We start from the raw sequence: 12718 nt of genomic DNA, 5'->3' as shown, positions 1-12718 counted from the left end.
ATGTGGAAAGTGGCGACACGATCCATGACATGATCCGCTTTGTCGATTCGATTGCCCCGGTCAACCTGATTGGCACGGGCTGGGTGGCCTCGGCCGGTGCGCTTATTTTCGCCGCCGGGCACAAGGATCGTCGATTCTGCCTGCCCAACACCCGTTTTCTGCTGCACCAGCCGATGGGCGGCGTGCGCGGGCCTGCGACCGATATCGACATCGAAGCGCGCGAAATCCTCAAGATGCGTGAACGGCTCAACCGCATTTTTGCGGCAGAAACCGGCCATACTTACGAGAAGATCGCCAAGGACACGGACCGCAATTACTGGATGTCCGCGCAGGAAGCGATAGAATACGGTTTAGTGACAAAGATCATTTCCCGCTTTTCTGATCTGCACTAAGGCGGGAACAGTGCCGCGCATCCCTGCCGGTCAAAAGGTGGGGAGGCGCTGCCTGTTTAGGGTCATGAACCTCTCGCATGGTCCGGCTGCTTCGGGCTGGGCCAGCCTGCCGGGGGTTCCTCAATTAAAGACAGGTTCCTCACTATGGGTTCTCTGAGCGAGATTTACTCCAAACTCCCCGACAGCATGGACGATCTGCCCCCGCCGCCCAACGCGGAAGCGGTCGAGCAGGCGGATTTCCGTGCGCGTCATTGGCAAAGCCCGGTTACGGGGCGGCTCAAGCCGGGGTCCGATGCGCATAAGCGTGCCATGGCCGAGATGTTCCGTGACACGTTCAATCCGTATCGGCCCTCCGTAATCGAATGGCCCAAGCTCGACCCCGAGACACTGCACAAGATTGTCTCCCTGCCGATCTGGGATATTGCCGTTCAGACCGAAGGCAAGGCCCGGCTGCGGATGGCCGCTTACGCGGCGCTGGTTGATGATCCTGATGTAAAGGACGCCATCTCGCGCAATGCGTGGGAAGAAAACCGGCACAAGGAAGTGCTGGCCAAGATGGTGGCGGCCTATAACATTCCCATGGCACCGGAGCCGCCGTACATTGAGCCCAAGGATGCCGAGTGGGCTTATCTTGTAACCGGCTTTTCGGAATGCGTGGATAGCTTCTTCGCTTTTGGTATGTTCGAGCTGGCCAAGCGTTCGGGGTTCTTCCCGCAGGAACTGACCGATACGTTCGAGCCGATCATGCAGGAGGAATGCCGCCATATCCTGCTGTTTGCTAACTGGCTGGCATGGTACCGCGCTACAATGCCGTGGTGGCGTCGCCCCTATTTCGAACTCAAGGTATGGGCGGTATGGGGCTTCCTTGCTTATGAACGCATCAGCCTTGTTCGCACGGTAGATGACAAGGGCGCGGTCCACACACAGGACAATAACTTTACCGTAACGGGCACCAAGGATGTCGCCAATATCGACATAACCCTGCCTGATTTTATGGATCTGTGCCTGCAGGAAGATGAGCGGCGTTTTGCCGGGTATGATTCGCGTCTGCTCCGCCCCACATCGGCTCCTTTTATCGCGCGGGTGCTACGCGGTGCGGGTCGTTGCTGGGAGTTTGCCAGCGAAGCGGTTAAAGCCAACCGGCGCTAAGGTTTTTTTGCCTGTCGGCGGCTGAAAGCGGCCTTCCCTGTTATGGGGGAGGCCGTTTTTTTATGGCATGTTGATGTACAGGAGACGGGGCAGAGAGCCTGACATAATTCTGTCACTGGCAGTCTGTGCTGTCGTCTTTTATTACAGGTAACACCGACGCAGAGCGTCGTTCGGAACCGTAGCGGCAGGCAGTAAAAGCCTGCGCTGGTTTTACGAAACGTGGTCGAGCGCTTTTTGTTCAGTCGTGGAATCCTGCTCCTGCAGGTATTCCAGATTGTCCCATACGCGCTGGATGGTGGTGTAGATGTTGTCGCTCAAAGCGCTGGGCGGCAGGCTGTTGGCAAACTGTGACAAAGAGGAAGAACTGCTGGAAAGTGTTGCTCCAGCGGAACGAAGTGTCACAGCGACAAAGCCACGAAGCGTCTGGCCGCCATAGCGCTGGATGGTAATCTTGACCTCCAGATTTTGTGCGGCAAGTTCGCGCAGTGCCTTGCGTGAGGCCGCGTCATCAGGACAGGCAACGCTCTGCAGGGCAGCTTTTTCCACCTCGGAAAAAGGATAGCCATGGTAATTGCCGGATACTGACAGGCGCATGCTCTTGTGCTCGTTCGGGCAGGTCATTTTATAGTCCTGCGCCGCGGCAAGAGGCGTGCCGATAAAAAATGCCGAAAAAAGTAGAAAAGCCGAAAATAGGGGGGTTACGCCGGGGCGTTTACACTCTCGTTCTTCCGTCATGGCGTGGCACTCCCCTTGGGCTTATTCCCTGAATTTACATATTCAAGCCGTAGATGCCCGTTCAAGGCAATTGGAATTGCAGGGTGACAATATGAATTTTTTTTTATAAAATTTCAGTTCATATTGCCGTCATCTGAACGTTGTAATTTGTTTCTGTTCTGCTTTGCAACAATTCCAAGGGTGGTTCTGCTCTCGTGCGATGTCCGTCTTTGTTTCCGGCCCTGTCATGGCGTTCTGTGGTGGTGACGGGAGTCTCCTCCTTTCTCCTATGTGTTTCGGAATCGAAACTTTATGCGGCAACCGCGAGTGCAACAACCGGCCTGACAGCCAGTGTTACGGCGGTGGCTCCAGCCCCTGCTCCGGCCTCAGGCCCTGTCAGCCTGCATGACGCCATTCTCGCAGCATGGGCAGCGGACCCCGAGCAGGGGGCCTATATGGCGGACAGCACATCCGCCACGCGGCGGGCATCGGCCGCGCGGTCATGGTTTTCAGGCGGGCCGACTGTAACCGGGCAGTATTATGATGACCATTTTATCGGCAGCAAGGTGGGTTACACCACCTATCAGGGCAGTATTAGCGTGCCGTTCTGGCTGCCGGGGCAGGGCACGGCCACGGAAAATGCCGCCAAGGCCGATGAAAAAGTAGCCAACTGGCAGATGCAGGTGCAAAGGCTGGCCATGGCGGCGCGGGTGGTGGATCTGGCGGGGCAGGGTGCCGTGCTGTCCGCGCGGCTGAACAACCTGTCTGCGGTCAGTCATGTGCTGGAACAGACTACACAGGATGTGGAGCACGCATGGACGGCGGGCGAAGTCTCCGGTGCGGATCACGAGGCAGCGGTAGCAGAAAAAGCGGATGTCGATGGCACGCTGGCCGATATGGGGCAGCAGCTTGAAGGAGTGCGCGCCGAGTTGGAGGCCCTGACGGGGCGTGACACCTTGCCGGACCTTTCTTCCATTGATGGGCGACGTCTGGCGCGTGATGGCTATCAGCTTGATGTTGAGCAGGACCCAAGGATCAAGCTGGCGGATGCGCAGCTTAAAAAAGCACAGGCCTCCTACAGTGTGGCGCGGCATTCCTACATGCCCAACCCGCAGGTGGGGGTGATGCTCAGCCGACAGGAGCAGTATGAAAGCCCGTGGGATACGCAGGTAGGCGTGCAGTTTCAGGTAGGCCTGCCCAGCGAGGCGGTAAACACCCCCATGGTCATGAAGGAAATGCAGGCGGTCAGCCGCGCCGAGGCGGATAAGATTCTCGCCCATCGCAAGGTCATGGCCGAATATCGCCAGTTGCGCGCCCAGCTTGCCGCAGCCGCTACACAGGTGCGGCATGCCCGTCTGGGGCAGGAGCAGTCGGATTTGCGTGCCTCTGATCTTTCGCGGGCATGGAAAGCAGGCGAGCTTCCTCTGGTGGAGTTTCTGCGTGCCCGCCGCGCAGCCCTTGATGCGGCAGACCGGCAGGCTCAGGCCGAAGCCACCATGCGTACCACCATCGCGCGTATCATTCTTATGACAGGGCAGACCCCATGACTTTCAAAGCGCTCCCGCGGCTTGCTGCCTGTTTAGTGTCCTGCGCGGTGGTTTCTTTTGCGGCGGCACCCTTCGTGCATGCGCAGACACCGCCCGCCAAACCTGCCGCAACACCTGCGGTGGTTGCCCCGGTGCTGGTGGATATTTCGGATGAAGCCCTGCAGGCCGAGAACATCCATACCGCCATAGCGGTAGCGGGCAGCCTGCCGCGCCATACGGATGCCCCGGCCTATGTCGCGGCGGATGAGCGGCGGATCGTGCGTATCCGGCCGGTGGGCGATGGGCGCGTTGTTTCCGTCGCGGTGGTGCCGGGGCAGGTGGTCAGCAAAGGCCAGCCGCTGCTGGCATATGAAAACTTCACCCTGCGGGATGAAACCTTTCAGAATTCATCGGACGAGGCCTCTCTACGCGCTGCCCGGGCGGAGGAGCGCAATGCTCGCCAGCTTTATGATCGTGGGCAACAGCTCAAGGGCGGTGCGCTCTCTGTAGGTGAGGTGGAACGGCGGGAGGAAGCCTGGCGCGCAGCGCGCGCGCTGGTGCAGGAGCGAGAGGCCGATGCCCGCCGCGCATCCGAACATGTGCGGCGCTATAGCTCGGGCATGGAAAAGGTCGAAGGCGGGCAATCCATCGTGGTGTCGCCTATCGATGGGGTTGTAAGCCATGTTTCCGTGGTGAGCGGGCAGGATATGACAGCAGGCGGGCCGCCCCCGATCGAGGTGGATGACCTGTCGCATGTCTGGGTCGTGTCGCAGGTCAATGATGTCGATGCCCGCAGTGTGCTGGTGGGCAACAGGCAACACACATGGATTGTGGAAGGCGAGCCGCCGCTGGTGTCGCGGGTGGATGCGGTGGAAGGCAGCGTGGACCCCGGCACGCAGCATGTGCTGGTACGCAGTCTGCTGGACAATCCGGCCAACAGGCTCAAGCCCGGTATGCTGGTGCACACACGTCTGTTTTTCCATGATGAGGTCAAAGGCATGATCGTGCCAGAAGCAGCGGTGCAAACCCTGAACGGCCAGCCGGTGGTGTTCGTGCGGGTGGCACCGGGGCGCTATGCCGTGCGCCCGGTGGAAACGGGGCCTTCTCTGGATGGCAATATCGTGCTGCTGCGTGGCGTCAAGGCAGGCGAAACGGTAGTGACACAGGGTAGCTTTGTTCTGAAATCACAGGTCGTTCTTTCCACCCAGAGTGGGGCGGAATAGTCCATGGCGCTTTTTCGCTGGTTTATTGAAAAACGGGTATTCCTGTTCTGTGTCGTAGGGCTGCTGATGGTGGCCGGGTTGGCCGATTTGTGGAGCCTGCCGGTTGAACCTGTGCCTGATATTTCGCCCACGCAGGTGCTGGTCACGGTGCAGGCTCCGGGCCTTGCGACAGAAGAGGTCGAAAAACTCGTTACAGCACCGATTGAAAAAGTGATGTCCGGTGTGGTGGGGCTGAGCGGCATGCGCTCGGTCTCGCGCACGGGGGTTGCCGTGCTGTATCTGCAGTTCGATGACGGCACGGATATTTACCGTGACCGCGAAATGGTGGTGCAGCGCCTGCCTCTGGCACGTGATAGTGTGAGTGTGCCGGGGTTGAGCATTGATCTGGCTCCTCTGGCCACTGGCATGGGCGAGATTCTGCACCTTCAGATCAAGGGTAAGGAGCAGACACTCGAAGACCTCAACCGTCTGATGGTCTGGAACGTGGTGCCCCGCCTGCGTCTGGTAGACGGGGTGGTGGATGTCAACGTCAATGGCGGCGCTTCGCAAACCTATGAGGTCGCCATAAACCCCGAGGCGTTGCGGCAGTACAAGGTGTCCCTTACTGATGTGTTCCACGCGCTGGATACGGGTAACGAGGTAGCGGGCGGCGCATGGATCGAACATAACGACGAACAGCACGTTATTGTCGGCCGTTCGCTGATCGATGATCTGAACGAACTGGGCGAGGTGCAGGTCAAAAGCGGGCCGAACGGTGCCGTTATCCACATGCGTGATCTTGGTACGGTGCGCAAAGGCCGTCGGCCGCGTCTGGGTGGGGTCACGCGGGATGGCGATAGCGAGATTGTCAGCGCGGTTGTACTGCTCCAACAGGGGGCCAGCGCGCGGGCTACCCTTGCAACCCTCAGCCGTGAGTTACCCGAGATTCAGGCGACATTGCCTGAAGGTGTCACGCTTGAACCCTATTACAGCCGCGCGGCCCTGACCGCTAAAACGATTGATACCGTGCGCGAAAATCTGGTGGTGGGGGCGTTTCTGGTTCTGGCCGTGCTGCTGCTGGTCATTGGCGATGCACGGGCCTCCATCATCATTATTTCCGTTATTCCGTTCTCGCTGGTCGCGGCCATGGTGGGCATGCGCCACCTTGGTATTTCGGCCAACCTGCTCAGTCTGGGCGCGATCGACTTCGGCATGGTGGTGGATAGTTCGCTCGTTATTGTCGAAAACGTGCTGCACCGGCGCAGACCGGCCGAACCGCTGATGCAGACCGTGCTGTATACCGTGCGCAGCGTTATGCGGCCGGTCGTGTTCGCGGTGGTGATTATTGCCATGGTGTATTTGCCCATCCTCACCTTGCAGGGTGTGGAAGGGCGCATGTTCAAACCCATGGCGGAAACGGTCATTCTGGCGCTGGTGGCTTCGCTCATCTATTCGCTGGTCTGTGTGCCTGCGTTGTGTGTCTGGCTGGGGTCAGGCAAGTCCGCCAAAGCGAAAAAAGAGAATGAAGACGGGCACGGACACGCAGAGGACGACCTTCACCACACGCGTTTCATAGCGTTTCTGTGGCGCGTTTTTCAGCCTGCTTCGGCATGGTGCATGAAAAACACGCGCGCTGTGGTGGGTGTGGCGCTGGTGTTTCTGGTGGTCTGCTGCGTGCTGGCGACCCGGCTTGGGGGCGAGTTTATTCCCCAGTTGCAGGAGGGGGATCTGATCGTAACCTCCACGCGGCCACCGGGGATTTCGCTCGATGCCTCGCTGCGGGCGGCGCAGGCCATCGAACGTACACTCAAGCGTTTTCCCGATATTCGCTCGGTTGTCAGTGTCACGGGCACGGCTGCTATCCCGACAGATCCGCAGGGTGGCGAGCAGAGTGACACCTATATCCTGCTCAAACCCCGCGATGAGTGGAAAACTGCCACCACGCAGGAAGGATTGGTAAAAGCCTTCAGCGCGGCTCTGGCGCATGATAATCCCGGCTCGCTGTATAACTGGAGCCAGCCGATCCAGATGCGTATGGACGACCTGCTCTCAGGCGTGCGGTCGCAGATTGCCATTGGGGTTTATGGCTCCGACCTGAAGGAACTGGCCCGACTTTCTGCCCGGATTGCGGAGGTGGTAAGCAAGGTGCCGGGGGCAGCGGATGTTGCACCGCAGGATGTCGGCACCATTCCTTATCTGCATATCGATGTGAACCGCACGGCTGCGGCGCGCATGAATGTTGAAACATCCTCGGTCATTGACGCGGTGGAAGCGCTGGGCGGCCATTACGGCCCCCCGGTGGCAGTAGATGATGCGCTGATCCCGACCGAAGTGCGCCTTCAGCCCGATGCGCGCGAAAATCTGGAAGATATCCGCACGCTGCCCATCATCACCCGTGATGACAAGGTGATAGACCTGTCACAGGTCGCGCATATCATCCTCAATGACGGCCCGCCCGCCATCCGGCGCGAGCAGGGCATGCGGCGCAGCATGGTGCAGGCCAATGTGCGCGGGCGTGACCTGAGCTCCTTCGTGCAGGCGGCACAGGCGGCGGTGCAGGCACAGGTGCCGCTGCCACCGGGTTATTACCTTGAGTGGAGCGGGCAGTTCCGCAACCTGCAAACCGCTGTTGCGCGGCTTGAAATTGTGGTGCCGGTCATGCTGGCGCTTATTTTCCTGCTGCTGGTCATGGCGCTGGGGGAACTGGGGCTGGCTTCGCTCGTGTTCGTCAACCTGCCATTTGCGGCTACGGGCGGTATTCTTGCGCTGTATCTGCGGGGTATGCCGTTCAGTATTTCGGCGGGGGTGGGTTTTATCGCCCTGTTTGGCGTGGCCACCATGAACGGTCTGGTGCTGGTGTCTTATATGCGCGATCTCAAGAAGGAAGGGGCAACTCCTTTCCGGGCCGCTGTTGCGGCTGTGCGGGATCGTTTTCGCCCGGTCATGGCCACGGCTACGGTGGCATGTCTTGGCTTTTTCCCCATGGCGTTTTCCATGAGCGAAGGGGCCGAGGTGGAAAAACCGCTGGCAACCGTGGTGATCGGGGGGCTGGTGTCGTGCACCTTCCTCACGCTGCTGGTGCTGCCTACCCTGTATGCCGCCCTATATGGGCGTGAGCGCAAAAAACGGGCGTAAAACCCCTTCGTTCAGGCGTTGCCGTAACGCCTGTAGCGAAAGGCCGGGGGCACGGCGGGGCGGGCGGTAATGGCGCGTTCCACCAGCCCGTGGTCTGGCGCTTTGTGGCATACCGGGTCCGCTGCATCTGCCTTGCCCGCCAGTGCAAGCGCCTGACAGCGGCAGCCGCCCCAGTCCTGTGTCTGCGCGGGGCAGGAGCGGCAGGGTTCGGGCATCCAGTCCGTGCCACGGAACATGGTGAATAACGGCGCATTTTCCCAGATATCGGCCAGCGAGGCTTCGGTAACGGAGGGAAATTCTACATTAGGGATACTCTCTGCCGCGTGGCAGGGCAGCACCCGCCCCGTGGGCGAGATATTCATAAACCGCTGGCCCCACCCGCCCATGCAGGGTTTGGGTTCTTCGGCATAATAATCAGGGGTGACAAAATCGATGGTCATGCGGCCTGCAAGGCGCGTGCGCGCTTCGGCCACGGCCTGTTCGGTCAGGGCAAGCTGGTCGCGATCAGGCAGCAGGGCATCGCGGTTGAGTAGGCCCCAGCCGTAATATTGTGTGTGGGCAATTTCCACCCGGCGGGCGCCAAGCTGCTCGGCCAGTGCCAGCATGTCGGGCACGCGCTCGGCATTTTGCCTGTGCACCACAAAATTGAGCGTAAGGGGCATGCCCTCAGCCACGATCAGCCGTGCGGCTTCGAGTTTTTTGGCATGGGCGCCTGCCATATTGGCAACCCGGTCGGCCGGGTCGGGCAGGGCATCCTGAAAGGAGAGCTGGATATGATCCAGCCCGGCTTTGGCCAGCGCGTCCAGTGAGGTCGGGTTGAGCAGCACGCCAGATGTAATCAGGTTCGAGTAAAGCCCCACCCCTGCCGCATGGCGCACCAGATCGGGCAGATCGGGGCGGGCCATGGGTTCGCCGCCTGAAAAATGCACCTGAAGTACCCCCATGGTGGCGGCTTCATCCATCACGCGGCGCCATGTGGCGGTGTCCAGTTCAGACGTGCGTGGGTCCAGCCGCAGGGGGTTGGAGCAGTAGGGGCATTGCAGCGGGCACCGATGGGTCAGTTCCGCCAGCAGGCTCATGGGGGGGGGCGTCGTCATGCGTGCACCAGCACCTGTCTGGTTGCGAGATCATTCACAAGGGTTAACACATCCTGCGTGATAACGGGGCGCGGTGCGTCGAATTTTGCCGCCAAAGTGTCGATCAGCCCGCCCAGCGTGCGCGTTCCATCAACCAGTTGCAGCACTTCCACCGCGATGGCATCGGCCAGAAAAGCCCGCTCCGGGGCCTGAATGAACCATGTTTCACGCACGCGGTCGAATTGCAGGCGCGTGCCACGCGCAAAGCGCGGCACGCTGTCTTCCGTCATCGGGGGAGGGGCGGCCTGCCCTGTCATGCCGTGGTGTCGGGGCGGAAAGACCCCGGCGGAATACGGCCGGGTGCAACATAGGAATAATCCAGCACATCCAGCATGGACCACAGCACGTCGCACTTGAAGCGCAGGGCTGCCAGCACGGCCTGCTGCTGTTCAGGCGTGCGGGCGTGTTCCTTGACATAAGCCAGCGCAAAGGCCGAATCCTGCGGGGCCTGTGTCAGCCGGGGCTTGAAATAGGCCAGCGTTTCTTCGGTAATGAAGCTGTAGTTGCGCAGCATGCCCGACACGCGCTCGCTAATGATGGTGGGCGAGAACAGTTCTGTCAGGGATGAGGCAATGGCTTCCAGAATGGAGCGCTCGCCCACGAAATGCACATAGGCATCCACGGCAAAGCGCGTGCCGGGCAGCAGACCTTCGAGCGATTCCACGTAAGAGCGATCAAGGCCCAGGCCGTCCGTCAGCTTCAGCCAGCGGGCAACGCCACCGGTTTCGGGGCTGGTGCCGTCGTGGTCTTCCAGACGGCGGCGCCATTCGCGGCGCAGTTCCGTGGTGGGCAGGCGTGCCAGCAGGGTGGCGTCCTTTGCGGGGATACAGGCCTGATAATAATAGCGGTTCAGGGCCCATGCCTGCACCTGCGCCTTGTTCAGCTTGCCATCATGCAGGGCACGGTGGAACGGGTGCAGGTTGTGGTAGCGTTCGGCGCCAATGGCGCGCAGGGCGGCTTCCAGTTCCTCGGGGGACAGGAGGCGGGCGGGGGCTGTTGTGGTGCTCATAGTGTGATCTTCATGCCGTCAAAAGCAACATCCCACCCGGCCTGTTCAGCTTTGGCACGTTCAGGCGTTTCAGCCAGAAGAACAGGGTTGGAATTGTTGATGTGAATGAGGATTTTACGCCTGACATCGAGAGAACGGAAGCTCTCGATGGTACCATCTGGTGTGTCCGCAATGGACATGTGGCCCATGCGGCGGCCTGTCTTGCTGCCCAGCCCCGCGCGGATCATCTCGTCATCAGTCCAGAGCGTGCCGTCAAAGAACACGGCATCGGCCCCGCGTATGCGGGCGCGCAGGTCGTCGGTCATGAGCGCGCAGCCGGGAATGAACAGGGCCCGCGCCCGGCCATCGGTGATTTCAAGGCCGATATTCTCGCCGTTGGTCATGACCTCGGCCGGGTTTTCGCCCCGTTCGGCATAGAGCGGCACCTTGCCGGGTACGGCAAAGGGGGTAATGGACAGGCCCGCGGGCTCTAGCGGCACGGGCTGATCCAGCTCCAGTGTGTTACGCGGCACAATGGAACTGTCCAGCGCGCTGAAGATGGGGTTGGCCGTAAGCTGGCCCAGAACCTGCTTTGTGGCGTAAAGGCCAAAAGGCTGGCGCTCACGCAGGGTCAGTAGCCCGATAATGGCATCAATCTCGCCACTGGTCAGGAACACGCCCCGGATCGGGGTGGAGCGCAGGCCTTCCTTGGGGTGCATGTCAGGTGTGGCGTTGATCTGGGCGCGCAGATCAGGCGAGGCATTGAGCACATACCACGAAACACCATCCCCACTGACAGCGATGGAAGCCTGTGTGCGGGCAGGAGCGGCAGGGTCTCCCGACCGGGCGCGCTGGCATGCTGGCGCGTTGGAGTTCCATTGAGGAAAACCGCCGCCAGCCGCAGCGCCTAGAACAACGATATCGAGCATCCGCCTACAGTCCAGTCAAAAAAAAGCCGCCAGCCCCGAACGGTATCGCCTGTCCGGGGCTGGCGGCTGAAATACAGAAGGAACTCAGTTCCGTCTTATTTCTTCTGACCGCAGACGTAGCTGTTGATTTCTGCGCCCAGCGGAATTTCCGTAACTTTCGGTGCGTTCCAGGCCATGGGTCTTCTCCCTGTCTCGATTTGGCATCAACGGCGGTGCCGGAACCGGACTGGTTCTGGCACCGTTGTTGGGGGTTTAGTGTGGCCAAAAAACCCGCCCTTGCAACCCCTGACGGTGCAACGCAGGGAGTCGGAAGGGGTTTATCACGTTAGTGTGAACGTCAGGACTGCCCAGACAGGGTGACGACAAGCGGCACATGATCCGAAGGGCGTGTCTTGTCGCGCTCATCCCGGTCGGGCGCTGCCGTGCTCAGGCGCTCGGCCACGCGGGGGGAGAGCAGCATGTGGTCGATGCGCAGGCCGCTGTCGCGTTCCCATGCCCGGGCCTGATAATCCCAGAACGTGTAGGCCGCTCCCTGCGGGTGCAGCGCGCGTAGGGCGTCTGTCAGGCCCAGCCAGCGCAGGCGGCGCCATGCGGCACGGCTTTGCGGGCGCACCAGTGCGTCATCTGGCCCCAGTGCGCCGGGGGCGCAGTCTTCCGCCGTGGGGCAGATATTGTAATCGCCCGCCAGAACAAAATCCGTATTCTCGCGCAAAAGGGTCTGGGCGCGGTCATGCAGGGCAGCGGCAAAAGCCAGCTTTGTGGCGTAGCCTTCCTCCCCACCTGAATTGCCGTTGGGCAGGTAAAGGTTACCCAGCACCAGCCCCTGCGTGCTGATTTCCACATACCGTGCGGCGGGGTCAGTAAAGCCGGGCAGACTCGCCGTGGTGATTTCAAACGGCTTGCGGGACAGGGTGGCTACCCCGTTATAGGTTTTCTGCCCGACAACCGCGCAGCCATAGCCCGCTGCCTCAAAGGCCTGTGCTGGAAACTGCTCCGTTTCGCATTTGATTTCCTGCAACATCAGCACATCGGGCTGTTCGCGCGCCAGCCAGTCCAGCACCAGTTCCAGTCGGGGGCGAACGGAATTGACGTTCCATGTGGCGAGCTTCATGCGAGAGAAAAGCTCGTGCCGCACCCGCAGGAAGAGGCCGCATTGGGGTTGATGACCGCAAAATGCGCGCCCATCAGCTTGTCCGCGAAGTCTAGCTGCGCACCGGCCAGCAGGTCGAGGCTGGCGGGGTCAACCACCACCAGCGCGTTGTTTTTCTCTATCCGCGTATCCTCGGCATTGATGGCCTGCGGCGGAATGAGCGTGAAAAGATACTGGAATCCGTTACACCCGCCCGACTCCACGGCAACGCGCAGGGCGGCAGGGGCGGGGCTTTCCTGTGTGGCGCCCGCCTGTTTCTTGGCGATCACGGAACTGATGCGCGTTGCTGCGGCATCCGATACGGAAAAAGAAGGGGCTGGCTGTGTCATACCAGCATAGATAGTCCGCCCGTGTGCCGGTTTGAAGAGGAAACACACCCGCAATGGTCAACTTTCCT

The 12718-nt window shown here is 60.6% G+C and carries 13 protein-coding genes; 5 read left to right on the top strand and 8 right to left on the bottom strand.

Going from position 1 to position 12718, the window contains the following annotated elements; translation table 11 throughout:
* On the top strand, positions 1 to 392 hold a 392-nt coding region (locus ABF757_RS02285; RefSeq protein WP_415480750.1), incomplete at its 5' end, for an ATP-dependent Clp protease proteolytic subunit.
* A gap of 144 nt (positions 393 to 536) precedes the next feature.
* On the top strand, positions 537 to 1541 hold the full coding sequence (locus tag ABF757_RS02280) for a hypothetical protein (RefSeq protein ID WP_025860884.1): 1005 nt from the start codon (positions 537 to 539) through the stop codon (positions 1539 to 1541).
* Positions 1542 to 1751: 210 nt separating this feature from the next.
* Here ABF757_RS02280 and ABF757_RS02275 read toward each other — a convergent pair whose 3' ends face one another.
* Positions 1752 to 2276, bottom strand: coding sequence for a hypothetical protein (locus ABF757_RS02275; RefSeq protein WP_415480749.1), 525 nt, complete (start codon positions 2274 to 2276; stop codon positions 1752 to 1754).
* 239 nt (positions 2277 to 2515) lie between these two features.
* Here ABF757_RS02275 and ABF757_RS02270 point away from each other — a divergent pair, with 239 nt between their 5' ends.
* The 3 genes from ABF757_RS02270 to ABF757_RS02260 are packed head-to-tail and all read left to right on the top strand — an operon-like array spanning position 2516 to position 8118.
* Entirely contained in the window at positions 2516 to 3802 is a 1287-nt protein-coding gene (locus tag ABF757_RS02270; RefSeq protein WP_415480748.1) for a TolC family protein, read from the top strand.
* Complete coding sequence (locus tag ABF757_RS02265; protein ID WP_025860886.1) at positions 3799 to 5004, top strand: efflux RND transporter periplasmic adaptor subunit; 1206 nt, start codon at positions 3799 to 3801, stop codon at positions 5002 to 5004. The genes ABF757_RS02270 and ABF757_RS02265 overlap by 4 nt, the downstream gene beginning before the upstream one ends.
* Before the next feature lie 3 nt (positions 5005 to 5007).
* Positions 5008 to 8118 carry an efflux RND transporter permease subunit gene (locus ABF757_RS02260; protein ID WP_415480747.1) on the top strand — a complete coding sequence of 1037 codons (3111 nt, stop codon included), beginning with the start codon at positions 5008 to 5010 and terminating at the stop codon, positions 8116 to 8118.
* An 11-nt stretch (positions 8119 to 8129) separates the two neighbouring features.
* Here ABF757_RS02260 and pqqE read toward each other — a convergent pair whose 3' ends face one another.
* From pqqE to ABF757_RS02225, 7 genes are all read right to left on the bottom strand, one after another.
* A complete protein-coding gene (gene pqqE / locus ABF757_RS02255) occupies positions 8130 to 9215 on the bottom strand; it encodes a pyrroloquinoline quinone biosynthesis protein PqqE (protein WP_415480746.1) in 1086 nt (361 codons plus the stop codon).
* On the bottom strand, positions 9212 to 9511 hold the full coding sequence (gene pqqD, locus ABF757_RS02250) for a pyrroloquinoline quinone biosynthesis peptide chaperone PqqD (RefSeq protein WP_415480745.1): 300 nt from the start codon (positions 9509 to 9511) through the stop codon (positions 9212 to 9214). The genes pqqE and pqqD overlap by 4 nt, the downstream gene beginning before the upstream one ends.
* A complete protein-coding gene (gene pqqC, locus ABF757_RS02245) occupies positions 9508 to 10263 on the bottom strand; it encodes a pyrroloquinoline-quinone synthase PqqC (RefSeq protein WP_415480744.1) in 756 nt (251 codons plus the stop codon). The genes pqqD and pqqC overlap by 4 nt, the downstream gene beginning before the upstream one ends.
* Positions 10260 to 11171, bottom strand: coding sequence for a pyrroloquinoline quinone biosynthesis protein PqqB (gene pqqB / locus ABF757_RS02240; RefSeq protein ID WP_415480743.1), 912 nt, complete (start codon positions 11169 to 11171; stop codon positions 10260 to 10262). Before pqqB ends, pqqC begins: the two co-directional genes overlap by 4 nt.
* A 95-nt stretch (positions 11172 to 11266) precedes the next feature.
* The gene (gene pqqA / locus ABF757_RS02235) at positions 11267 to 11347 is read right to left on the bottom strand and encodes a pyrroloquinoline quinone precursor peptide PqqA (RefSeq protein ID WP_035370857.1); all 81 of its coding nucleotides are present in this window, start codon (positions 11345 to 11347) and stop codon (positions 11267 to 11269) included.
* Positions 11348 to 11508: 161 nt separating this feature from the next.
* A complete protein-coding gene (locus tag ABF757_RS02230; RefSeq protein ID WP_415480742.1) occupies positions 11509 to 12282 on the bottom strand; it encodes an exodeoxyribonuclease III in 774 nt (257 codons plus the stop codon).
* Entirely contained in the window at positions 12279 to 12650 is a 372-nt protein-coding gene (locus tag ABF757_RS02225; protein WP_415480741.1) for a HesB/IscA family protein, read from the bottom strand. Before ABF757_RS02225 ends, ABF757_RS02230 begins: the two co-directional genes overlap by 4 nt.
* Positions 12651 to 12718 lie beyond the last annotated feature (68 nt).

It is taken from the genome of Acetobacter papayae, from assembly GCF_047721125.1.
In the GTDB taxonomy this organism is placed as follows: Bacteria; Pseudomonadota; Alphaproteobacteria; order Acetobacterales; family Acetobacteraceae; genus Acetobacter; species Acetobacter papayae.
This window is presented reverse-complemented; position numbering and strand designations above follow the sequence as displayed.